This window comes from Nocardia sp. NPDC004068 (genome assembly GCF_042874315.1).
In the GTDB taxonomy this organism is placed as follows: domain Bacteria; phylum Actinomycetota; class Actinomycetes; order Mycobacteriales; family Mycobacteriaceae; genus Nocardia.
Genome location: NZ_JBIAMW010000016.1, coordinates 56,512 through 79,547 on the forward strand (window position 1 = coordinate 56,512; position 23,036 = coordinate 79,547).

Here is a 23,036-nt window from a genome sequence, read left to right on the forward strand (position 1 = left end):
AACTAGGCTAGGGGGCATTTCAACTTTGTTCAACTCGTGCACGCGACTTGCGGGTGGCAGACGGCGGCGGCGCGCCGCGAGACGGTAACGAGACGGGGGAGGGAGGCGAATCTTCCTGTGCGGCAGGCTGTTTCCGGACCAGGTGGTCTCGGCTGGGTTTTGTGTCCGAAATGCCGAGGCTCAGAGGATCAGCAACTGTCCAGCCATTTGGTAACGGTCGGTTGTTTTCGGGGTGCGGGTGATCAACTCGGGGATGGCGCAGCGCACCGGTCGGTTTTTCGTGAGAATTACTGTGCGGTAGCTGGTTTCGGGGGTTAATGGTCGGTTGAGTGGGGATTTGGGGGTGAGGGATGGGTGGAGATGGGCTTCTATCTGCGGGTTCGTGATACGTACCAAAGGGTTTGAAACCTTTTCTCCGCATTCGGTATTCGTGATCGACAAGTGCCAGCTAACCTGAGTTCGCTGTTTGGTAAACGACCGCGACCACATGGCGCTATCCATGGGGCCGTGGTCTCGGTGCGTTGACGGGATGGCAATGACTGTTGGCTTCGGCATGAGCATCGGCACAGTGAACTCGGTGTGGGCGGCGGTCGCCGGGGAACGCGAGCGGCCCGCGGTGCGGGTGCGGCGGACGGCGGTCACGTTCGACAGCGCGGGTGGGCCGCGCATCGGGGGCGTGCCCCGATTCGCCCCTGTGGTCACCGATTTCGCCGATCTGACGCGTGATGTCGAGCCGGTGCTGCTGGCGGGGCGCATCTGGACGCCCGCCGATCTGGTGGCCGCCGTCGTCTCGTGCCTCGTCACCGCCAACGAACCCGCCGAGGGTCCGGTCGCCACCTATCCGGCCTGCTATTCGGAACGTCAAGTGACGTCGCTGCGGCACGCGCTGGACTGGGCGGGCGCGCCCGACGTCGTGCTCATGCCCGAACCGGTGGCCGCGGTGGAATGGCTCGACGCCGAGCACGGGGTGTCGGAGAACGGGTTGACGCTGGTCTACGACCTGGGCGGCAACTGCCTCGACGTCGCCGTCGTACGGACCGAGGCCGATCGTGAGGAACGCGGCGTGCTCGGCGCGCCGGTGCGGTCGCACGACTACGGCGGCCGTCCGCTCGGCACGATCCTCGCCCGATACGCGCGAGCGCTGTCCCCGGGCGCGCCGTCGCCGGTGTCGAAGGTGGTGCCCGCCATCGACACTCAGCGCCTGCGGGTCTGGCATGTGCGCAATTCCCTTCGCGTCGTGCGCAATTGCGTGCGCGGCGCGGGGTTGACGCTGCGGGACATCGATCGGGTGCTGCTGGTCGGCGGCGCGGTCCGGCCCGGCGAGGTCGCCGAGGTACTCGCAGAACTCGATCGGCCGATCGTGATGGCCCCGGATCCCGCGCACACGGTCGCCGTCGGGGCGGCCCTCGCCTCGGCGCGACTCGCCGACAGCGGGGTGACCCTCGGGCGGTACGCGCGGGGCGCGGCCGTATTATCCAGCGCCGCCGTGGTTTCCGCGGTGGCGATGTCCGCGGCCACCATGCTCGGCACCGGGCCGATCGGAACCGACGGTCCCGCACTGGAATTCGCGCCCGCGCTCGCGGGACCGGCCGATGGGGATCGGCAGGATCAGCGGGAGTTGGAGCTGTTCGACGGGTTGACTCAAATGGCCGGGGTGCCGTCGAAGGCCGACGCATTGCTGACGCGGTTCACTCCGTATGCCGCGAAACAGCTGGTGTCTCAGTCGGTCTCGGCTGCGACGTCGATCGAGACGGTGATTCGCTCGCACGGCGTCGGGACCCGCTGTGATCCGCCCACCACCCGGACGGTATACGCCGATCCTGCGCGCTTCCGCAATCCGCTGCCGTTCGCGCCGTCGGCCTCGCGCGTGTCCGGGCAGGCGGTGTCGGCGACGATCCCGTCGGTGAGCCTGCCCGGTCCCATCGCGATCCAGCCCGGTCAGTTGGATCCGATCGCGGCGACGGGGTCGATCGGCGCACCGGCCGAAGCTGTGCTCGCGGTGGGTTCGCCCGTTCCAGGGAGTGCGCCTGCTCCCGTAGGTGCGCCTGCGCCGGGTGCCGTTGGTGCATCCGCTCCTGGGGCGGCGGGTGCGCTCGCTCCAGGAAGCGCGCCGGGTTCGGTGGGTGCTCCCGGGGGCGTGCCGGGTTCCGTTGGTGCATCCGCTCCCGCCAGTGCGCCCGCGCCCGGTTCCGTCGACGCACCTGCTCCAGGAAATCCCCCCGCGTCGGGCTCGGTGGGTGCGCCTGCCTCGGCTCCGGGGGCTGCGCCCGCGTCGCCTGGCGCGCCCTCCGGCCCGGCCGCCTCACCGAACGGTCCGTCCACCGCGGGCTCGTCGACTTCCGCTGGCTCCCAGCAGAACTCGCCCGGCGGTGCTACGGGAGCCCCCAGTGGGACGAGCGGCCAAGCCAGCTCACCCGCGTCCGGTGGAACGACAACGGGCAATGGAATAGGCTCCGGGGCAACGAGTTCGGGAGGCGCGTCCACCGGTGGCTCGGCGGCCCAGGGCGGAACATCGATGTCGGGCCCGTCGAACGGCTCGGCCTCCGTGGGTGGTACGTCCTCCGGAACTCGCTCGGGTACAACATCTTCCGGCGGAATGTCGGGGGGAACCGGCGCGGGCAAATCGGGCGGCGGTTCCGGAGGCGGCTCAGGCGGCGGCAAAGGCCACTGAGGCCGCGCCTCTCCGCCGAAACGCCACTGGCTCGACGCGCCGTAGCGAAGGCTCCCCGAAGCGGCAAGGGCCACTGCGGCCGTACCTCTCCGCCCAGACGCCAGCGGCTCGACGCGCCGTAAGCGAAGACTCCCCGAAACCGATTGAGCCCGAACGAAATACCCGGACGACCTCGTCGCGCCCGCTGACGAACCCGTCCCCACCGCCCGACGACCTCGTGCCGCAAGATGAGGGGCGCCACGAGGTCGTCGGCCGGAGCGCTCAGCCGAGGCCCATCACTGACCGGCGGCTGGACCCGGGGTCAGGCCCGACCCCAAGGCCCGTGCCGCCGCCCTGCGCCCCGGGGAGATCCAGGTTGTCCTTCTCGAGCGCCGGACCCTGCGGCGCGGGCGGCTTTCCCGGCGCGCCGGGGAGATCCAGGTTGTCCTTCTCGAGTGCCGGACCCTGCGGCGCGGGCGGCTGTCCCTGCGTGGCGGGGAGATCCAGGTCATCCTCCTCGAGCGCCGGACCCTGCGGGCGGCTTTCCCGGCGCGGCGGATGCGGCGGGCTGGCCCGGGACGGCTGGCTGCTGCGGGGCCGACACCATCCTGACTGTCGACGCGAAGCCGAGCCCACGTATTCACCATCATGCCGTCACGAATTCCACTGCGCCGCAGTAACTCTCGTGTAACTGGTGGCGCTCACCGATGGACCATACGCAGCGATGCCGAATGTCCGGACGAAGGTGTCCAGCCCAGCCCGAAGGCCGCACCCGGGCGAGGGGACGCCCGTCTACTGCGCGGCCGACACCATCCCAACCGGCGGAACGAAGCCGGGCCCAAATATTCACCATCATATAGTCGCGAATTCCACTGCGCCGCAGAAACTCTCGCGCAACTGGTGGCGCTCACCGATGGACCATACGCAGCGATTCCGAGCGCCCGGACGAAGGTGCCCCGCCCGAAAGCCGGACCCGGGCGACGGGACCCCCCGTCTACTGCGCGGTGAACCCCCCGTCGATCGATACCACCGCACCGGTGAGAAAGCTCGCCTCGTCACTGAGCAGATACGCACACAGTGAAGCGATCTCATCCGGTTCGGCGATGCGGCCAAGGGGATGCAGGGCGGCGACGGCGGCCACACCCTCGGGCGTCGCGCCCATCGAATTGCGGAAGGCGGGGGTGTCCACGGCACCGGAGGCGATGGCGTTCACCCGGACACCCTGGGCCGCGGTTTCCAGCGCCACGGCCCGGGTCAGGCCGACGACGCCGTGTTTGGCTGCCACATAGGGCGCCACCGAACCCATCCCGACCACGCCCAGGTTGGACGCGTTGTTCAGGATCGCGCCGCCGCCTGAGGCCAGGATGGCCGGAACCTGATGGCGCAGACCGTGATACACGCTGTCGAGATTCAGTGCCAGATCCGCACGCCACCCGTCCTCGGCGATGTCCTGGACGGGGCCGAAGGCATTGACCGCGCCCGCGTTGTTGAGCGCGGCGTCCAGGCGGCCGAATTCGGTCACGGCCGTGTCGGTCAGCCGGGCCACGTCGTCGGGCACGGTGACATCGGTCGGCACGAACACCGCGCGGCCGCCCGCCGCGCGGATCCGCTCGACGATGCCGTCGCCCGCCTCCTTCCCGCGCGCGCCGAGCACCACGGCCGCGCCCTCGGCGGCGACCCGATGCGCCACCGCCGCGCCCACGCCCGATGTCGCGCCCGTGATCAGAACCACCTTCGAGTCGAACCGACCGGTCATCTCGTCCTCCATATCGTCTGTCGTGCTTGCCCTTTCGAGTCAACGCGACGGAAGGCGCTGCGGCTGGCGGAAACCGGACGTGTAATTGACGTGTCATATATTGCCCCGGTCGGCTACGCGGGCACACTGGATTGATGGAGGCCAGAATCATCGGAACCGTGATGCCGGTGCTCGAGATCGGGCTCGCGCCGGGGGAGAGCGTCGTGGCCGAGGCGGGCCAGCTGTCGTGGATGACGGATTCGATTCGATTGCACACGTCCTCGCGAGTGGGCGGCGGGATGTTCCGGGCGGTGAAGCGGGCCTTCGCGGGTACGGGTTTCTTCATGACCGAGTACGGGGCCGACCTGCGTCCGGGCATCGTGGCGTTCGCGGCGAAACTGCCCGGGCAGATCGTGCCGATCACCCTGGAACCCGGTGCGGACTATCTGGTGCACCGGCACGGATTCCTGTGCGGCGGCGGCGATGTCGCGGTGAGCGTGAGTTTCCAGCGGCGGCTGGGCGCGGGCATCTTCGGCGGGGCCGGATTCACCCTGGCCAAGGTGAGCGGCGCGGGTTACGCGTGGGTGGAGTTGTCGGGGGAGGTGGTGCAGTACGACCTCGCGCCCGGCGAGACCCTGCGCGTGCATCCCGGACACGTCGGAATGTTCGACGCCAGTGTCGATTTCGACATCACCCTCATCCGCGGCATCCGCAACATCCTCTTCGGCGGAGAGGGCCTGTTCCTGGCCGCCCTCACCGGCCCCGGCCGAGTATGGCTGCAATCACTGACCATCAGCAACCTCGCCCAGGCCCTCCTCCCATACCTACCCCTCCCGGAGCGCAACGAGCAGTAACGCCCGATCGGCCCGCCCATACCTCGACGCACCGAGCAGCGATGTGCACCGCTATCTCGACGCAACCAGTGGTGCTGCCGCTCAAGCCCACCGCTACCCCGGCGCAACGTACGGGGATGTGTGTGCATCCGTAAGAATGGGCTGGTGGACACTGTACGCAGGCCCGAATTGATAGCGCTGGATGTGGATGGGACGCTTCTGCAAACCGGGCAGCCGGTCTCGCCGCGGGTTCGCGCGGCGGTGCGTGCCGCGGCGGATGCCGGTGCGCATGTCGTGATCACCACGGGGCGTACACTGCTCGCGACCCGGGTGGTCGTGGAGGATCTCGGGCTCGGTGAGGGGCAGGCGTTGTGCTCGAACGGCGCTGTGCACGTGGACATTTCGAATTGGCAGCCGCTGTCGATGCAGACCTTCGACGCGGAACCGTCGGTGGACGCGTTGCGGTCGCGGTTCCCGGACATGGTGCTGTCGGTGGAGAAGGTGGGCGTGGGCACGTGGACGACCGGATACTTTCCGGGCAGTTTCCGGCTCGGTGAGTACCGTTTCGTCGAGGATCACGAGCTGAGCCTGGAGCCCACCACCCGCCTCAGCGGCTGGTGGCCGGGGGGAACGCTCGCCGATATGGTCGCGCTGCTCGACGAACTGGTGCTGCCCGGGGCGGGCTGGGTGCACGGGGAGTACGAACCCTTCCTCGTCGCGAGTAAACAGGGCGTCTCCAAGGGCTGGGCGCTCGAGCGGCTGCGGCGTCGGCTCGGCGTCGACCACGAGGCGACGCTCGCCATCGGCGACGGCTACAACGACCACGAAATGCTTACGTGGGCAGGACATTCGGTGGCCATGGGCAATTCGGTGCTCCCCATTCTGGAGCTGGCCGACGAGGTGACCTTGGATGTCTGCGAGGACGGGGTGGCCGTCGTGCTGGAACGGTGGTTCGCGAACTGAGTCAGGCCGCCGCCGACCCGCGACGCAGCTCCGCCCGCGCCGAGACGTAGCGGCTGAGCACCACATCACCAACGAACGGATGGTCGCCGATCGGGTCGGCGTGGGTCGCCTCGGACGCGGCGGTGAGCAGCCGATCGGTGAGCAACCCCGGCGCGAGGAACCACGGGGCGACCACGATATCGGTACACCCTCGCTCACGTAGCCGCGAAACCGCCTGGGGCAGGCCCGGTTCGGTGGTGGCGAAACACACCGACGTACGCCAGGCCGTCCCCTCGGCGAGCAATCGGCCCACCCGCCGCGTGCGCCGATTGGCCGCCGCCGACGACGAACCGACCGCCGCCACCGCCACCCCCACCGACGGATCGAACGGATCGACCCCGGTGTCCCGAACCCGTTCCCGCAGTCCGGAAATCAGCCGCGCGTCGGTACCGAGCACCTCGGCCTGCACCAACCGCAACCGCGGATGACGCCCTCGAGCCCGCGCCAGCAACCCCGGCAGATCGACCCGGGCGTGATACGCGCTCCCGAGCAACAGCGGCACCACCACCGCCTCGGTATGCCCTTGCGCCGCAACGGCGTCCACGACCTGCTCCACCGACGGCGTACTCAGATCGAGAAACGCCAGCCGGACATCCATTCCCGGATGACGCGCCGCCAGATCCGCCACGACCGCCGAAACCGTTGCGGCGGAACGCGGATCGCGACTGCCGTGGGCGACCGCGATCAGCGCCGGACCGGACTCAGACACCGGACCCGGAACCGACCTCGACCATGGTCAGCACGTCGCCGACCAGACCGGCCGCCAGCGTATTGCCGCCCGCCTGATCGATGAGCAGGAAGCTGCCCGTATGCCGGTTCACGCGATAGTCGTCGGCCACGATAGGATCAGCGACCCGGATCGAGATCCGCCCGATATCGTTGAGCGACAACGACTCCGGGGCCGGATCGGCGGCCAGGTTCTGTTCGTCGAAGCGCTCGACCAGCGCGCCGACGATGGCCTGCGTGGTGCGGGTGCCGTGCTTGAGCAGCAGGCGGGCGCCCGCGCGCAGCGGCTTGTCGCCGAGCCAGCACACCGTCGCGTCGAAGGCGTCGATCGGCTCGGGCGCGTCGGCGGCCGCGACGATGGTGTCGCCGCGGGAGACGTCGACGTCGTCGGCCAGCACCAGGGTGACGCTGCGGCCCGGCTGCGCGGTGGCCAGTTCGCCGTCGGCGGTGTCGATCCGCTCCACCGTCGTGCGCACGCCCGACGGCAGGACCACGACCTCGTCGCCCTTGGCGACCACGCCCGCCGCGATTTGTCCGGCGTAGCCGCGGTAGTCGGGGTATTCGGCGGTGCGGGGCCGGATCACGTACTGCACGGGGAAGCGCAGGCCGATCGAGTGCCGACCCGAGCTGTCGGCGTCCACGGGCACCGACTCCAGATGCTCGATGAGCGAGGGGCCGTGGTAGAACGGGGTGTTCGCCGAGCGGGAGGCGACATTGTCGCCGTGCAGCGCCGACACCGGGATCGCCACCACGTCGTCGCCGGTCCAGCCGAGTTTCGTTGTCAGCTCGGTGAATTCGGTCGCGATCCGCTCGAAGACGCCCGCGGCGTCGTCCACCAGATCGATCTTGTTCACGGCCAGCACCAGCTTCGGCACGCCCAGCAGCGCCATCACCGCGGCGTGGCGGCGGGTCTGCTCGATGACGCCCTTGCGCGCGTCGACCAGCAGGATCACCAGCTGCGCGGTGGACGCGCCGGACACCGTGTTGCGGGTGTACTGCACGTGGCCGGGGGTGTCGGCGAGCACGAAAGTCCGTGCGGGCGTGGCGAAATAGCGGTAGGCGACGTCGATCGTGATGCCCTGTTCCCGCTCGGCGCGCAGGCCGTCGACGAGCAGGGACAGATCGGGGGTGGCCAGGCCGCGGTCCACCGAGGCGCGGGTGACGGCGTCGATCTGGTCGGCCAGCACCGACTTGGTGTCGTAGAGCAGGCGTCCGACCAGTGTGGACTTGCCGTCGTCGACACTGCCGGCGGTGGCCAGTCGTAATAGGTCGGACATCAGAAATAACCTTCTCTCTTGCGGTCTTCCATCGCGGCCTCCGACACCCGGTCGTCGCCGCGGGTGGCGCCGCGTTCGGTCAGCCGGGACGCGGCGACCTCGGCGAGGATCTCCTCGTTGGTGGCGGCGGTGGAAAGCACCGCGCCCGTGGAGGATCCGTCGCCGACGGTGCGGTAGCGCACCGACTTGATCAGCAGTTCCTCGTCCTCGCGCGGACCGCCCCAGGAGCCGGGGGTCATCCACATGCCGTCGCGCTGGTAGACCGGGCGCTCGTGGGCGTAGTAGATCGAGGCCAGATCGACGTCCTCGCGGGCGATGTAGCGCCAGATGTCGAGTTCGGTCCAGTTGCTCAGCGGGAACACCCGCACATGCTCACCCGGCGCGTGCCGACCGTTGTACAGGTTCCACAGCTCGGGCCGCTGCCGCTTGGGATCCCAGCGCCCGAACGCGTCGCGTAGCGAGAAGATCCGCTCCTTGGCCCGCGACCGCTCCTCGTCGCGCCGCCCGCCACCGAACACCGCGTCGAACCGATTCGCCGCGATCGCGTCCAGCAACGGCACGGTCTGCAACGGATTGCGAATCCCGTCCGGCCGCTCGGTCAGCCGCCCGTCGGCGAGGTACTCCTCCACCGACGCCACATGCAGCCGCAGCCCGTACTTCGCCACCACCCGGTCCCGGAACTCCAGCACCTCGGGCAGATTGTGCCCCGTGTCGACGTGCAACAGCGCGAACGGCAACGGCGCGGGCCAGAACGCCTTGAGCGCCAGATGCAACAGCACCGTCGAGTCCTTGCCCCCGGAGAACAGGATCACCGGCCGCTCGAACTCCCCCGCCACCTCGCGGAAGATGTGGATGGACTCCGACTCGAGGGCGGCCAGGGTATCGAATTCGGTATCGGTCACTGTGAGAGTCATGACTGGTGTAACCCGCATTCGGTCTTGGCGAGGCCGGCCCAGCGGCCGCTTCGCGGATCGGATCCCGGTTCCGGCTTCCGTGTGCACGGGGCGCAACCGATGGACGGATAGCCCTCCTCGACGAGGGGGTTGACGAGGATGCCGTGTTCGCTGATGTAGGCGGACATCTCGTCGTCGGACCAGGCGGCGATCGGGTTGATCTTGACCAGGCCGAATGCCTCGTCGAAGGAGATGAGGGGGGCGTTGGCGCGGGTGGGGGCCTCGACGCGGCGGATACCGGTGACCCAGGCGTTGTAGCCGGACAGCGAGCGGGTCAGGGGGACGACCTTGCGCAGGCGGCAGCATTCGTTGGGCTCGCGGGCGAACAGGTCCTTGCCGAGGAGCCGATCCTGTTGCGCCGCAGTGTGTTCGGGGGTCACGTTGATCACGTTCACCCCGTAGACGGCCTCGACCGCGTCGCGGGTGCCGATGGTCTCGGCGAAGTGGTAGCCGGTGTCGAGGAACAGCACGTCCACGCCGGGGCGGACCCGCGCGGCGAGGTGGACCAGCACCGCGTCCTGCATATTGGAGGCGACGATGTAGCCGGGGCCGAACGTCTCGTCGGTCCAGCGCAGCAGGTCGGTCGCCGAGGCGTCGGGGCCCAACAGGGCCGCGCCGTCCGCGGCGATCCGGCGGAGTTCGTCCTCGGACAGCTTCTCCAAAGTGGTTGCCATAGCTCACATCTCCCGTTAGCGAAGGTCGGCCTCGTCGGCGCGGACCGCCCACCGCGCGAACCGTTCGCCGGTGTCGCGGTTCTTGACGAAGTTGCGCACCACGCGCTCGATGTAGTCGCCGAGCTCGGCGCTGGTCACCTTGTGCTGGCGCAGCTTGCGGCCGAAACCGCTGTCGAGCCCGAGGCTGCCACCGAGATGAACCTGGTAGCCCTCCACCTGATTCCCCTCGCCGTCGTCGACCAGCTGCCCCTTGAAGCCGATGTCGGCGATCTGGGAGCGGCCGCAGGAGTTGGGGCAGCCGTTGATGTTGATGGTGATCGGGACGTCGAGCTGGGCGTTGATGTCGGCGAGGCGCTGCTCGAGTTCGGGCGCGAGCGCCTGGGAGCGCTTGCGGGTCTCCACGAACGACAGCTTGCAGAACTCGATCCCGCTGCACGCCAACAGGTTCCGCCGCCACATCGACGGCCGCGATTGCAGGCCCAGCGGCGCCAGCTCGTCGATCAGCTCGTCGACCTTGTCGTCGGGCACGTCGAGCACGATCAGCTTCTGGTACGGGGTGAAGCGGATGCGGTCGGCCCCGACGCGCTCGACCGCGTCGGCGACCTTGGTCAGGATGGTGCCGGATACGCGACCCGCGATGGGGGAGAAGCCGACGGCGTTGAGCCCGTTGCGCAGCCGCTGCACGCCGACGTGGTCGATCGGCCGCGCGGGCTGCTCCGGGGCGGGACCGTCGATCAGCTTGCGCTGCAAGTACTTCGTCTCGAGCACCTCGCGGAACTTCTCGATGCCCCAGTCCTTGATCAGGAACTTGAGCCGCGCCTTGGACCGCAACCGGCGGTAGCCGTAGTCGCGGAACAGCGCGACGACCGCCTCCCACACCTCCGGCACCTCGTCGAGCGGGACCCACGCGCCGACCCGTTGGGCCAGCATGGGATTGGTGGACAGGCCGCCGCCGACCCACAGGTCGAAGCCGGGGCCGTGCTCGGGGTGTTCGACGCCGACGAAGGCCACGTCGTTGATCTCGTGCACCACGTCCTGCTGACCGGAGATGGCGGTCTTGAACTTGCGGGGAAGGTTGGAGTACTCCTTCTTCCCGATGTAGCGGCGCACAATCTCCTCGATCGCCGGGGTGGCGTCGATGACCTCGTCGAGCGACTCACCGGCCAGCGGCGAACCGAGCACCACGCGCGGGCAGTCGCCGCACGCCTCGGTGGTCTGGAGGCCGACCGCCTCGATGCGCCGCCAGATCTCGGGGACGTTCTCGATCTCGATCCAGTGGTACTGGAGGTTCTCGCGATCGGAGAGATCGGCTGTGTCGCGGGCGAATTCGGTGGAGATCTGGCCGAGGGTGCGCAACTGCTCGACGTTCAGCGCGCCGCCGTCGCAGCGGATGCGCATCATGAAGTAGCGGGCCTCGAGCAGGTCGATGTTCTCGTCGCCGGTCCAGGTGCCGTCGTAGCCCTGCTCGCGCTGGGTGTACAGGCCCCACCAGCGGAACCGGCCGCGCAGGTCGGCCTTGTCGATGGAGTCGAAACCGCCCTTGGCGTAGATGTTCTCGATGCGGGCGCGGACGTTGAGCGGGTTGTCGTCCTTCTTGCTCTGCTCGTTGGGGTTGAGCGGTTCGCGGTAACCCAAGGCCCACTGGCCCTCCGACCGGCGGCGTACGGGCTTGCCCGTGCGCTCGCGCGGACCGGTGGGGGCCTCGCGGCGGGGGCGGTCGGGCCGGACGCGGCGCTCGGCGGCGGGACGCGCCGGGCGGGCGGATTCGGACGGGGTGTGACCGGCGTCGGTGCTCGACGTCATGGGGTCGCTCCTGCGGGTGGTGATCTGGCCTTGCGGCAGACGGGAGGGGCTGGCTCTCGCCTTCGGTATTCAGCGGCCGGGGACATCGGCGTCCGAAGGGGCGCCGGAACCGGGGGACGGGGGACCGAACTACCGGAGGCGTTCGGGCAGACAGCCCGCGCTGCACACACGCTTGAAGTCGACGTGGCGTCGCGCCACCAGTCGCACTCCAAGTCCGGTCATGAGAGTTATTGTGCCATGTCAGCGGGGTCCTTCCGACCGCCCGGGGCATATTTTCCGGGAATTCGAGGGAAATTCCCTGGACGCTCGACCTGATTTGTGAGATGGGTCATAGGTCAGACTGGAACGATGACGTCCACCCAGATTCCCGCCGCCGATGCCGCCGACGCGCGAGGGGTCCATGTGCGGGGACGGGCCGCCGATGCCGCCGACGCGCGAGGTGTCGGCGTCACGGAGCGACCGCTGCTGCGGGACTTCGGGGGCGGGCCGTTCGGAATCTACGTGCACGTGCCGTTCTGCGCGACTCGCTGCGGCTACTGCGATTTCAACACCTACACCGCGGGGGAGTTGGGGACCTCGGCCTCGCCGCAGTCCTGGCTCGCCGCGTTGCGGGGCGAATTGGGCGAGGCGGCAAGGGTTTTCGGGGAGTTGCCGAGCGCGCAGCCGCCGGTGTCGACGGTGTTCGTGGGCGGGGGCACGCCCTCGCTGCTGGGCGGGGACGGGCTGGCCGAGGTGCTCGACGCGGTGCGCGAGCGTTTCCCGCTGGCCCCGGGGGCCGAGGTGACCACCGAATCCAATCCCGAATCGACCTCGCCGCGATTCTTCGAACGGCTGCGTGCGGCCGGGTTCACCCGGATCTCGCTGGGGATGCAGTCGGCGGCCGAGCACGTGCTGCGGGTGCTCGACCGCACGCACACCCCCGGCCGGGCGGTGGCCGCGGCGCGGGAGGCGCGGGCCGCGGGATTCGAGCACGTCAATCTGGACCTCATCTACGGCACGCCGGGCGAACATGACGAGGATCTCGACGCGAGCCTCGAGGCCGTGCTGGCCGCGGGCGTCGATCACGTCTCGGCGTACTCGCTGATCGTGGAGGACGGAACGGCCTTGGCGCGCAAGGTCCGTCGCGGGGAGCTGCCCGCCCCCGACGACGACGTGCTCGCGGCCCGCTACGAACGCATCGACGCGCGGCTGTCCGCGGCCGGGCTGACCTGGTACGAGGTGTCCAATTGGGCGGCGGGCGACGCCGCGCGCTGCCGCCACAACCTCGGGTACTGGGACGGCGGCGACTGGCTGGGCGCGGGGCCGGGCGCGCACAGCCACCTCGGCGGGGTGCGGTGGTGGAACGTCAAGCATCCGGCGCGCTACGCCGCGCGGGTGGCCGGGGGCGGTCTGCCCGCCGCGGGCTGGGAGGCGTTGACGGACGAGGAGCGGCACACCGAGCGCGTCATGCTGACCGCGCGATTGCGCACCGGGCTGCCGGTAGCCGAGTTGACCGCGGCCGAACTGCGGGCCGTGGATCGCGTCGTCGCGGACGGGCTCGCGCTGCGCGCGGGAGATCGGTTGGTGCTCACGGCGAATGGGCGGCTGCTCGCCGACGGGGTCGTGCGCGAACTGCTGACCGCCGGAGGCTGACCGCCTCGGAACGAGATGTGATGGAAGTCGCATCGGCGTATCCTGGTTCCCTTTTTGGCCGGGATACTCCCGCACGAGAGTAGTACTGGGCGTAGGGTCCGATGTGACCCCGAGGAGCCCCATGTTGCAGGCGCATCGCATCAGTCCCGTCCCCGACCAGAGCGAATTCGCCGAGTTGCGAGCCGCCGAGCGAGCCGAATCGGCTCGTTTGGGCGCGTTGGCCGCTCGTGCCGTCGCCAGTCACGCCACCGACGCCGAGGACTGCATGTCCCTGCTGGCCATGCTGGGGCTCGACGCACGAGCCGGGCGGGACGCGTTCGACGTCTGAGGGTCCCAGCGGCCTTAGCACTGTTCCGGCACGTGTGCTAACGATTCGCCGTTCGCGCTCTAAACTGGATTCCGGATGACCCGGGATTCCGCGTAGTCGTGGCCGTACCGCGCCACCGCGCGCCCGGGCGGACCCGATGGCGAGCGAGGAGGTGTGGGACCGGTGTCGAGTACGGAGCAGCGGCGGCTCGAGGTCCTGCGTGCGATAGTCGCGGACTACATCGCGACCAAGGAACCGATCGGCTCGAAGACCCTTGTCGAGCGGCACAACCTGGGCGTGTCCAGTGCGACCGTGCGCAACGATATGGCCGTGTTGGAGGCGGAGGGCTACATCACCCAGCCGCACACCAGTTCCGGCCGGATCCCCACCGACAAGGGCTATCGCCAGTTCGTCGACAACATCGCCGAGGTGAAGCCGCTGTCCACGGCCGAGCGCCGGGCGATCCTCGAATTCCTGGAGAACGGCGTCGATCTCGACGACGTGCTGCGCCGCGGCGTGCGGTTGCTGGCGCAGCTGACCCGGCAGGTCGCCATGGTCCAGTACCCGACCGTGTCGGCCTCGACCGTGCGGCACATCGAGGTGGTCGCGCTCAACCCGGCCCGGCTGCTGCTGGTGGTCATCACCGACACCGGCCGCGTCGATCAACGCCTGGTCGATCTGGGCGCGGTGCTCGACGACGAGGATCTGGCCGTGCTGCGCGCGATGCTCGGCAAGGCGATGGACGGCAAGCGGCTCTCGGCGGCCTCGGCCGCGGTGGCCGAACTGCCCGAGCGCGCCCCGGCCCGGCTGCGCGAGGTGCTGGTCCGGGTGTCGACCGTGCTGGTGGAGACCCTCGTCGAACACCCCGAGGAGCGGCTCGTGCTCGGCGGCACCGCCAACCTCACCCGCAACGCCAACGACTTCGGCGTCTTCCCGGGCTCGCTGCGCGCGGTGCTCGAGGCGCTCGAGGAACAGGTGGTCGTGCTGAAACTGCTTGCGGCAGCGCAACAGCCGGGCATGGTCACCGTGCAGATCGGTGAGGAGACCCAGGTCGAGCAGATGCGCGGAACCTCCGTCGTCTCGACCGGGTACGGTGTGCCGGGCGCGGTTCTCGGCGCCATGGGGGTACTGGGTCCGACCCGGATGGACTACCCCGGGACCATCGCTTCGGTCGCCGCGGTCGCCCGTTACATCGGCGAGGTGCTCGCCGAACGATGAGCGACCAGCGGCATGGTTCGGCTGTGGAGCAGGGCAGATGCGATACACCTTCGGAACAGGACTAGAAGAGACACAAGTGGCACGGGACTACTACGGAATCCTCGGCGTCGGGCGCAACGCGACCGACCAGGAGATCAAGCGCGCCTACCGTCGGCTGGCGCGGGAATTGCACCCCGACGTCAACCCCGATCCGGACGCGCAGGAGAAGTTCCGCGATGTGTCGGCGGCCTACGAGGTGCTCAGCGATCCGGAGAAGCGGCGCGTCGTCGACATGGGCGGCGATCCGCTCGAAGGCGGCGGTGGCGCCGGCGGTTTCGCGGCCGGGTTCGGTGGTCTGGGCGACGTCTTCGAGGCGTTCTTCGGCGGCATGAGTTCGGCCGGGGGTTCCCGCAAGCCGCGCGGGCGGGTGCAGCCGGGCGCGGATTCGCTGCTGCGCACGCGGCTTTCGCTGGCCGAGTGCGCGGTCGGGGTGACCAAACATCTGACCGTCGACACGGCCGTGCTGTGCGATGTGTGCCAGGGCGCGGGCACCAACGGCAACTCCAAGCCGGTGCGGTGTGAGACGTGTGGCGGCGCGGGCGAGATCCAGACCGTGCAGCGCTCGTTCCTGGGTCAGGTGATGACCTCGCGGCCGTGCCCGACCTGTCGCGGCGCGGGCGAGACCATCCCCGATCCGTGCCGCAAGTGCGGCGGCGACGGCCGGGTGCGCGCGCGCCGCGAGATCGCCGCGCCGATTCCCGCGGGTGTCGCCAACGGGATGCGGGTGCGGCTGGCCGCGCAGGGCGAGGTCGGTCCGGGCGGCGGCCCGGCCGGTGACCTGTACGTCGAGATCGTGGAGCAGCCGCACGACACGTTCGTGCGCGACGGGGACGACCTGCACTGCACTATCCGGGTGCCGATGGTCGACGCCGCGCTGGGCGCCACGGTCGTCATCGACACCATCCTCGACGGTCCCACCGAGCTGACCATCCCGCCGGGCACGCAGCCGGGGGAGGTGTCGGTGCTGCGCGGGCACGGCATGCCGAAGCTGCGGTCGAGCGCGCGCGGCGATCTGATCGCGCACCTCGACATCGTGGTGCCGACCAAACTCGACAGCAAGCAGACCGAACTGCTGCGCAAGTACAAGGCGTTGCGCGGCGGCGAGCGCACCGAGGTGCTGTCGGCGCAGTCCGAGCACAACAGCGGGTTGTTCGCCCGCCTGCGGGCCTCGTTCAGCGGGCGCTGAGTGGCCGCGACGGTCTTCTATCTCGACGAGATCCCGGAGCCCGGCGCGATCGCGGTCCTCGACGGCCCGGAGGGGCGGCACGCGGCGACCGTGCGGCGGATCCGGGTGGGCGAGGCCGTCACGCTGTCCGACGGCGCGGGGCTGCTCGCCGCCTCGGAGGTGGTCGCCGCCGGGAAGGATCGGCTGGAGCTGAGGGTCCGCGATCGCGTTCGCGCGCAACTGGTTTCGCCGCCGGTGACGGTGGTGCAGGCGCTGCCCAAATCCGATCGTTCGGAGCTGGCCGTGGAACTCATGACCGAGGCCGGGGCGGACGTGATCGTGCCGTGGCAGGCGGCCCGGTGCGTGGCGAACTGGGAGGGCAAGGCGCGCAAGGGCGTCGACAAATGGCGCGCCGCCGCCCGGTCCGCGGCGCGGCAGTCGCGGCGCGCCTACATTCCCGAGGTCGGAGAGCCGCACCGCACCGCCGAGGTGCTCGAGTTGGTCCGGGAAGTGAAGGCGGACAACGGAATCGCGGCCGCGCTACACGAATCGGGGACAACGCGGTTCGTGGACTTGCCGCTCGCGGCGGCCACGCGGGTGGTGCTGATCGTCGGCCCCGAGGGCGGGTTGGACGACGCCGAACTGGACGCCCTGGCCGCGGCGGGCGCGGATATCGCCCTGCTCGGCCCGACCGTCCTGCGCACCTCCACCGCCGCGGCCGTCGCGCTGGGCGCGTTGGGGGCGTTGACGTCTCGCTGGTGATCCCGTCTCCCCGCGCGAATCCTGCTCGGCCCCTTCGGATCACCGGGTCTCCTGGGATCCCACTGCCGACGGAAGGCCCGGGACGAGGGGATCGAGCGGCGGCTCACACCGTCATGGGTTGGCCCGAGACGAGGGGGATCGGGCGGCTCACATCGTCAGGGGTTGGCCCGGGACGAGGGGGGATCGGGCGGCTCACACTGTCAGGGGCTGGCCCGGGCCGAGGGGGATCGGGCGGCTCACACCGCCAAAGGCTGGCCCGGATCCAGGATGTGGACCGTGGTGTCGGGGGCGTGGTCGGCGGTGGCGTCGCGGAACAGGTCGGGGCGGTTGCGGGTGGATTTGATCATGATGCGGTCGCCGAGCGGGCCCGCGGTGAAGGCGTAGTGGATCGGGACGGCCAGGCGGGGGCGGAGGACCGAGGTGAACTCGGCGGCCTCGGCGGCGTCCATGACCTCCTGGCGATTGCCCAGCGGGCGCACCCGCAGGCCGTTGACGGGTAGCAGCGCCAGATCGAATTCGCCGAAGCGGGACGGGATTTCGTCGAGATCGGCGATGCGGCGGGTGTCCGCGCCGAAATAGACGGTGTGCCCGTCGGATCGCAGGACGAAGGTCACCTCGGGGACGCCGTGGCTGGCCGGGGCGGCGGTCACCAGCACCGGGCCGAGTCGGGTCGACTCCCACGGGTCCAGCTCCACCACGTTCGGGAAGCCCGCCGAACGGACCTGCGCGGCAAGACCTTTCACGACCGCGAACGGGACGCGCTTGTCCGGATAGCTCGCCAGCGCGGCCAGATCGCAGTGGTCGTAGTGGCCGTGGCTGATCACCACCCCCGCGAGCTCCGGCAGGTCGGCGGCGGTGGCCACGGCGCGCGGCTCGCCGGGGCGGTAGAAGGGACGCTCGGACAGCCACGGATCGGTGAGGATGCGGGCGCCGCCGAAATCGAGCAGCACGCTGGCGTGCACGACGCGGGTGACGGAGAGCATGGCGACTTCCTAACAAGACGGGCGTCTAGTGACAGATGTCAGTAGACGCCCGTCTTGTTATGCTGTCAAGGTGCCGGAGAAACAGAACGCGCGCAGCCGCAATCGCCGCGGGGAAGGGGCGCGGCTGCGGGCGGAGTTGGTGGCCGCGGCCAGCGCGCTGCTGGAGTCGCTCGACGGGCAGGAGGCGCTGTCACTGCGCGCGGTGGCCCGGCGGGCCGGGGTCGCGCCACAGAGCGTGTACTTGCATTTCGCCGATCGCCGGGCCCTGCTGACGGCGGTGTACCAGGCGCGTTTCGCCGAATTGCACGACGCGCTCACGACGGCCCGAGACGCCGTGCCCGGCAACGACTCCCGGGCCGCGCTGCGGGCGATCTGCCGGGCCTACTGCGGATACGGCGTGGCCCACCCCGGGCACTACCGCGTCCTGTTCGGGACGGCGGGGACGCCGGGCTGGGAGCCGGTCGAGGAGCAGCTGCCGGGCCTGCGCACGTTCGGCCTGCTCGTGGACGCCGTAACCGCCTGCGGCAGCGCCGATCCCACGGCCACCGCGACCTGTCTGTGGGCGGCGATGCACGGGTTGATCACGCTACGTCAGGACCGGCCCAGCTTCCCCTGGCCCGATCTCGACGATCTCGTTACGACCCTGGTGGACGCGCACCTCGCGGCCGTGCGGTAGGGGTCCAGGAGATGGCCGGGCCGCATCCGGCCGCCGTCCTGTGAATCATCCGATGGCAGCGAGGTATTCACCGTAGAACAGCGCCAACCCGAAGGCCGCGGCGATGCCGCCCAACAGCCAGAACCGGATGATGACCGTGGTCTCGGCCCACTGCCCGAGTTCGAAGTGGTGATGGAACGGGGCCATCTTGAACAGTCGCCGCCCGGTGGTGCGGAACACCACGATCTGCAACAGCACCGACAGGATCTCGGCGAAGAAGACCGCCCCGACGATCACCATGAGCAGTTCGGTCCGGGTGGTGACGGCCAGCCCGGCCAGCAGGCCGCCGAGGGTCATGGATCCGGTGTCGCCCATGAAGATCTTCGCGGGAGCCGCGTTCCACCAGAGGAATCCGATGCACGCCGCCGCGCCCGCCGAACACACCAGCGCCAGGTCGAGGGGGTCGCGCACCTGATAGCAGCCGACGCCGGGTTTGGTCGCGCACGCGTTGCTGTACTGCCAGAACGTGATGATGGTGTACGCGCCCAGCGCGAAACCCATCGAGCCCGCGGCGAGCCCGTCCAGGCCGTCGGTGAAGTTCACCGCGTTCGACCACGCGACCACCAGGAAGCACACGAAGATCAGGAAGAATCCGACCCAGAACGTCAGCGTCGCGTCGTCGCGCACGAACGACAGGTGGCGGCTGCCCGGGGTCAGCCCGGTCGCGCCCGGAAACCGAAGGGCCAGAACGCCGAACACCACCGCGGCCCCGAGCTGCCCGAGGTATTTGCCCTTGGCGGTGAGCCCGAGGTTGCGGCGCTTGCGCAGTTTGATGAAGTCGTCGAGGAAGCCGACCACGCCCAGCGCGGTGGCCAGGCCGAGCACCAGCAGGCCCGACGCGGTGACGCCCTCGGCGTCGTAGCGCAACCCGATCAGGTGCGCGCCCAGGTACCCCACCCACATGCCGACGATGATGGCGATACCGCCCATCGTCGGGGTGCCGCGCTTGGCCTGGTGGCTGGCCGGACCCTCCACCCGGATCTCCTGACCCATGCGGCGGCGCGCGAACAGTTTGATCAACAACGGCGTCAATGTGATCGAGACCGCCAGCGCGATCATCGCCGAGAACAGGATTAGCCTCATCGCCGTCGAATGATAACCAAGATCAGGCCGCGATCATCGGGCAGATGAGCTACTTCGGCCCAGCCGGATCGCCGCGACGGCCGCTGCCGCCACGAGAATGCCCGCGTAGGCGGTCAATCCGGCCCACCCGTGCCGGGCGTACCAGATGCCCGCCGCGCCGCCCGCGACCGAACTGCCGAGGTAGTAGAAGAACAGGTACAGCGAGGACGCCCCCGCCCGATCGTGCCGCGCCGCGACCCCCACCCACGCGCTGGCCGTGGAGTGCGCGGCGAAGAATCCGACCGTGCACAGCAGCACGCCGACGAGCAGGACCGGCAGCCGGTCGGGCAGGGTCAGCGCGAGGCCCGCGGCCATCGTCACCAGCGCCGCGGCGAGCACTCGCCCGCGGCCGATCCGATCCGACAACCGGCCCGCCACGGTCGAGGAGGCGGTGCCGCCCAGATACAGCACGAACACCGAACCCGCTGCGGCGGTGGACAATCCGAACGGCTCGCGGGTCAGCCGGTAGCCGAGGAAGTTGTAGACCGAGACGAATCCGCCCATCAGCACGAAGGCCAGCGCGAACAGCGCCGCCAGCGTCGGATTGCGCAGATGTCCGAGGAGATCCCGGATCAGGGTCGGCACCCGTAGGGGTTGCGCGACGAAGCCACGCGAGGCGGGCAGCTCGCGCACGAACCAGACCGTGCACAGCGCGGCCGCGACGCCGAGCACGGCCGCACCCCACCGCCACGAGCCGCCCTCGAGCACGAACGCCGGGATCAGCCGCCCGGCGAGCCCGCCGACCGTGGTTCCCGAGACGTAGACGCCCATCGCCGCGCCGAGCCCGCCCGCGCCGATCTCCTCGGCCAGATACGCCATCGCCACCGCGGGCACCCCGGCCAGCGCCAGCCCTTGCAGGGCCCGACCGGCAAGCAGCACATCGAGATTCGGGCTGACCGGCAGCAGCAGGCCCAGCGCGGCGGCGGTCACGGCCGAGACGATCATCACCCGGGTCCGCCCGAACCGGCTCGACAGCACGCTCACCGGCACGATCGCCAGTGCCAGCGTGCCGGTGGTCAGCGACACCGCCAGCGCGGCGTGTGCGGGCGTGGCGCCGAAGGCCGCCGAGAGGCTGGGCAGCAGGGCCTGCGCGGAGTACATGGTGGCGAAGGTGGTCAGGCCCGCCGCGAACAGCGCCAGCGTGATTCTGCGCTCGTGGGCGGCGGTTTCGGCGGGGGCGGTCGCGACGGTCATATCGCCAGGATGGGCGCGGCGGGGCATCGAAAGGAAATGCATAATGGGGGAGTTCTAAATGCGTATTCTGTATCAGTACTGGTCCGGCAGGAGGTGGGCGCGTGCCGAGTGACGAGTGGCACTGGCTGCTGACCCTCGCCGAACTCGAGCACGTCGGGGCGGCCGCCGACCGCCTGGGCGTCTCGCAGCCGACGCTGTCGCGGACGCTGGCCCGGCTGGAGGATCGGCTCGGCGTGCGGTTGTTCGACCGGCACGGAAAACGCCTGTCGCTCAACGACTTCGGCCGCGTCTACTACGAGCACGCGCGCCGCGCCCAGGCCGAACTCGACGCCGCGCGGCGGGCGCTGGCCGAGCTGTCCGATCCGGCCCGGGGCGTGGTGCGGCTGTCGTTTCTGCACTCGTTCGGGGCGCGGCTGGTGCCGGAGCTGATCGCCGCCTTCCGGCGCGGGCAGGGGCGGGTGGATTTCACCTTGAGCCAGGACGCGGCCGAGGCCGTCACGGCCCGGGTGCTCGACGGCGACGCCGATCTCGGCATCGTCTCGCCGCGGCCCGCGGCGGCCGGGCTCGGCTGGCGGACCCTGCTGCGGCAGCGGCTGGCCCTGGCCGTGCCCGCCGATCACCGGCTCGCCGGGCGGCGTCAGGTGCGGTTGGCCGAGGCCGCCGACGCCGACTTCGTGACCATGCCCGCGGGCTTCGGCATGCGCCGCATCCTCGACGACCTCGCCGCCGCCGCCGATTTCCGCCCGCGCGTCGGGCTCGAGTCCAGCGATCTGGTGACGGTCGCCGGGCTCGTAGCGGCCGGGCTCGGGGTGGCGGTGCTGCCGCTCGAGGAGGGGCCCGTGCGCGGGCCGCGGCCCGGTCCGGCGCTGATCCCGCTCGCCGATCCGGGGGCCACGCGGGCGGTCGGGCTGATCTGGTCCGCGGGCGCGCCCGCCGCCGACGCGGTCCGGCGGTTTCGCGACTTCGCCGCCGAGTGGGCGCAGCGTTGACCGGCACATGGCCGTGACCTGCGGGTTGCCATCTATTCACTGGGCGGTGTCGGTGCCGCGAGTTAAACTTTGTCCAACACACAGCACACGTTCGAGACCGGAAAGCAGGCCATAGGTCCTATTGCGAACCCAAGGTGAATTCGGCGACCCGACAACTCCCACGGCCGGCATCGGAGCCGGCGGCGACGCCTCGGGCCCCGCCGCACGGACCGTGCGTTCCAGCATCGAACTGGCCCCCGAATCGGTTTTCGGTTTCCTCGGCTCGGCCGACGAGAATCTGCGCGAACTCGAGCGACTGCTCGACGCGGACATCCACGTGCGCGGCAACTCCGTGACGCTCACCGGCAAGGCCGCCGACGTGGCCCTCGCCGAGCGGGTCGTCGAACAGCTGGTCGCGCTGACCGGGCGCAACCGCATGGTCACGCCCGAGGCCGTCCGGCACACCTACGCCATGCTCACCGAGGGATCCTCCGATTCCCCGGCCGAGGTGCTGAGCCTGGACATCCTGTCCCGCCGCGGCAAGACCATCCGGCCCAAGACGCTCAACCAGAAGCGCTACGTCGACGCCATCGACGCGCACACCGTCGTGTTCGGCATCGGCCCCGCCGGTACCGGCAAGACGTATCTGGCCGTCGCCAAGGCCGTGCAGGCGTTGCAGACCAAGCAGGTCAACCGGATCATCCTCACCCGGCCCGCGGTCGAGGCGGGCGAACGACTGGGCTTCCTGCCCGGCACGCTGAACGAGAAGATCGACCCCTACCTGCGCCCGCTCTACGACGCGCTGCACGACATGATGGACCCCGAGGCGATCCCGAAGCTCATGGCGTCCGGCGTGATCGAGGTCGCCCCGCTCGCCTACATGCGCGGCCGCAGCCTCAACGACTCGTTCATCATCCTCGACGAGGCCCAGAACACCACCCCCGAGCAGATGAAGATGTTCCTGACCCGCCTGGGCTTCGGCTCCAAGATCGTGGTCACCGGCGACATCACCCAGATCGACCTGCCCGGCGGCACCCAGTCCGGCCTGCGCGTGGTCAGCGACATCCTCGCCGACGTCGACGACATCCACTTCGCCGAACTCACCTCGAGCGACGTCGTCCGCCATCGCCTCGTCGCCGACATCGTCGACGCCTACGACCGCTACGAGGCCGAAACCCGCCCCCAGGTGGGCACGCCGCACTACCCGGGCAACCGGGCGCAGCGCCGCGCGGCCGGGCGCGGGGGGCGACGGTAGGACAGGCCCACCGGACCCGTCCG

General features: G+C 70.0%; 22 protein-coding genes. 11 read left to right on the forward strand and 11 right to left on the reverse strand.

From position 1 onward, the window contains the following. Positions 1-180 precede the first annotated feature (180 nt). Positions 181-561, reverse strand: a complete 381-nt coding sequence (locus ACFYTQ_RS31360) for a hypothetical protein (protein WP_387368821.1) — start codon at positions 559-561, stop codon at positions 181-183. On the opposite strand from ACFYTQ_RS31360, the gene ACFYTQ_RS31365 reads away from it, so the two are divergent. Then, a complete protein-coding gene (locus tag ACFYTQ_RS31365) occupies positions 554-2,671 on the forward strand; it encodes an Hsp70 family protein (RefSeq protein WP_387368823.1) in 2,118 nt (705 codons plus the stop codon). The two genes, ACFYTQ_RS31360 and ACFYTQ_RS31365, sit on opposite strands and share 8 nt — an antisense overlap. A gap of 973 nt (positions 2,672-3,644) precedes the next feature. Here the strand turns inward: ACFYTQ_RS31365 and ACFYTQ_RS31370 are convergent. Further along, entirely contained in the window at positions 3,645-4,406 is a 762-nt protein-coding gene (locus ACFYTQ_RS31370) for an SDR family NAD(P)-dependent oxidoreductase (RefSeq protein ID WP_387368825.1), read from the reverse strand. Between the two features lie 134 nt (positions 4,407-4,540). Here ACFYTQ_RS31370 and ACFYTQ_RS31375 point away from each other — a divergent pair, with 134 nt between their 5' ends. Together ACFYTQ_RS31375 and ACFYTQ_RS31380 are read left to right on the forward strand one after the other, a co-directional pair. Next, a complete protein-coding gene (locus ACFYTQ_RS31375; RefSeq protein WP_387368827.1) occupies positions 4,541-5,239 on the forward strand; it encodes a TIGR00266 family protein in 699 nt (232 codons plus the stop codon). A 144-nt stretch (positions 5,240-5,383) separates the two neighbouring features. Next, complete coding sequence (locus ACFYTQ_RS31380) at positions 5,384-6,181, forward strand: HAD family hydrolase (protein WP_387368829.1); 798 nt, start codon at positions 5,384-5,386, stop codon at positions 6,179-6,181. 1 nt (position 6,182) lies between these two features. On the opposite strand, the gene ACFYTQ_RS31385 is transcribed toward ACFYTQ_RS31380, so the two are convergent. The 6 genes from ACFYTQ_RS31385 to ACFYTQ_RS31410 all read right to left on the reverse strand — a co-directional run bounded on the left by ACFYTQ_RS31385 (position 6,183) and on the right by ACFYTQ_RS31410 (position 11,875). Further along, entirely contained in the window at positions 6,183-6,929 is a 747-nt protein-coding gene (locus ACFYTQ_RS31385; RefSeq protein WP_387368831.1) for a sirohydrochlorin chelatase, read from the reverse strand. Beyond that, entirely contained in the window at positions 6,922-8,223 is a 1,302-nt protein-coding gene (locus tag ACFYTQ_RS31390) for a sulfate adenylyltransferase subunit 1 (protein ID WP_387368833.1), read from the reverse strand. The genes ACFYTQ_RS31385 and ACFYTQ_RS31390 overlap by 8 nt, the downstream gene beginning before the upstream one ends. Next, complete coding sequence (cysD, locus tag ACFYTQ_RS31395) at positions 8,223-9,137, reverse strand: sulfate adenylyltransferase subunit CysD (protein ID WP_387368835.1); 915 nt, start codon at positions 9,135-9,137, stop codon at positions 8,223-8,225. The genes ACFYTQ_RS31390 and cysD overlap by 1 nt, the downstream gene beginning before the upstream one ends. Further along, positions 9,134-9,850, reverse strand: a complete 717-nt coding sequence (locus ACFYTQ_RS31400) for a phosphoadenylyl-sulfate reductase (protein ID WP_387368837.1) — start codon at positions 9,848-9,850, stop codon at positions 9,134-9,136. Before ACFYTQ_RS31400 ends, cysD begins: the two co-directional genes overlap by 4 nt. Positions 9,851-9,865: 15 nt before the next feature. Further along, entirely contained in the window at positions 9,866-11,653 is a 1,788-nt protein-coding gene (locus tag ACFYTQ_RS31405) for a nitrite/sulfite reductase (RefSeq protein ID WP_387368839.1), read from the reverse strand. 129 nt (positions 11,654-11,782) lie between these two features. Continuing rightward, a complete protein-coding gene (locus ACFYTQ_RS31410) occupies positions 11,783-11,875 on the reverse strand; it encodes an Ms4527A family Cys-rich leader peptide (RefSeq protein ID WP_387368841.1) in 93 nt (30 codons plus the stop codon). 126 nt (positions 11,876-12,001) lie between these two features. On the opposite strand from ACFYTQ_RS31410, the gene hemW reads away from it, so the two are divergent. The 5 genes from hemW (at position 12,002) to ACFYTQ_RS31435 (ending at position 16,776) form a co-directional block, all read left to right on the forward strand. Beyond that, positions 12,002-13,285, forward strand: coding sequence for a radical SAM family heme chaperone HemW (gene hemW / locus ACFYTQ_RS31415; protein WP_387368843.1), 1,284 nt, complete (start codon positions 12,002-12,004; stop codon positions 13,283-13,285). 121 nt (positions 13,286-13,406) lie between these two features. Beyond that, positions 13,407-13,613 (forward strand): hypothetical protein, encoded by a 207-nt coding sequence (locus ACFYTQ_RS31420; protein ID WP_387368845.1) that lies wholly within the window; start codon positions 13,407-13,409, stop codon positions 13,611-13,613. 162 nt (positions 13,614-13,775) lie between these two features. Next, on the forward strand, positions 13,776-14,810 hold the full coding sequence (gene hrcA, locus ACFYTQ_RS31425; RefSeq protein ID WP_387368847.1) for a heat-inducible transcriptional repressor HrcA: 1,035 nt from the start codon (positions 13,776-13,778) through the stop codon (positions 14,808-14,810). A 76-nt stretch (positions 14,811-14,886) separates the two neighbouring features. Beyond that, positions 14,887-16,035, forward strand: a complete 1,149-nt coding sequence (gene dnaJ, locus ACFYTQ_RS31430; RefSeq protein ID WP_387368849.1) for a molecular chaperone DnaJ — start codon at positions 14,887-14,889, stop codon at positions 16,033-16,035. Next, complete coding sequence (locus ACFYTQ_RS31435; protein WP_387368851.1) at positions 16,036-16,776, forward strand: 16S rRNA (uracil(1498)-N(3))-methyltransferase; 741 nt, start codon at positions 16,036-16,038, stop codon at positions 16,774-16,776. A 236-nt stretch (positions 16,777-17,012) separates the two neighbouring features. On the opposite strand, the gene ACFYTQ_RS31440 is transcribed toward ACFYTQ_RS31435, so the two are convergent. Beyond that, the gene (locus ACFYTQ_RS31440; RefSeq protein WP_387368853.1) at positions 17,013-17,759 is read right to left on the reverse strand and encodes an MBL fold metallo-hydrolase; all 747 of its coding nucleotides are present in this window, start codon (positions 17,757-17,759) and stop codon (positions 17,013-17,015) included. Positions 17,760-17,829: 70 nt separating this feature from the next. On the opposite strand from ACFYTQ_RS31440, the gene ACFYTQ_RS31445 reads away from it, so the two are divergent. Beyond that, complete coding sequence (locus ACFYTQ_RS31445; protein WP_387368855.1) at positions 17,830-18,435, forward strand: TetR/AcrR family transcriptional regulator; 606 nt, start codon at positions 17,830-17,832, stop codon at positions 18,433-18,435. A 45-nt stretch (positions 18,436-18,480) separates the two neighbouring features. Here ACFYTQ_RS31445 and mraY read toward each other — a convergent pair whose 3' ends face one another. Both mraY and ACFYTQ_RS31455 read right to left on the reverse strand, forming a co-directional pair. Further along, entirely contained in the window at positions 18,481-19,557 is a 1,077-nt protein-coding gene (gene mraY / locus ACFYTQ_RS31450; protein WP_387368857.1) for a phospho-N-acetylmuramoyl-pentapeptide-transferase, read from the reverse strand. A gap of 33 nt (positions 19,558-19,590) precedes the next feature. Beyond that, positions 19,591-20,790 (reverse strand): MFS transporter, encoded by a 1,200-nt coding sequence (locus tag ACFYTQ_RS31455; protein WP_387368859.1) that lies wholly within the window; start codon positions 20,788-20,790, stop codon positions 19,591-19,593. A 101-nt stretch (positions 20,791-20,891) separates the two neighbouring features. On the opposite strand from ACFYTQ_RS31455, the gene ACFYTQ_RS31460 reads away from it, so the two are divergent. After that, positions 20,892-21,779, forward strand: a complete 888-nt coding sequence (locus ACFYTQ_RS31460) for a LysR family transcriptional regulator (protein WP_387368861.1) — start codon at positions 20,892-20,894, stop codon at positions 21,777-21,779. 169 nt (positions 21,780-21,948) lie between these two features. Further along, positions 21,949-23,013, forward strand: a complete 1,065-nt coding sequence (locus tag ACFYTQ_RS31465; protein WP_387369022.1) for a PhoH family protein — start codon at positions 21,949-21,951, stop codon at positions 23,011-23,013. The last annotated feature ends 23 nt before the right edge of the window (positions 23,014-23,036 follow it).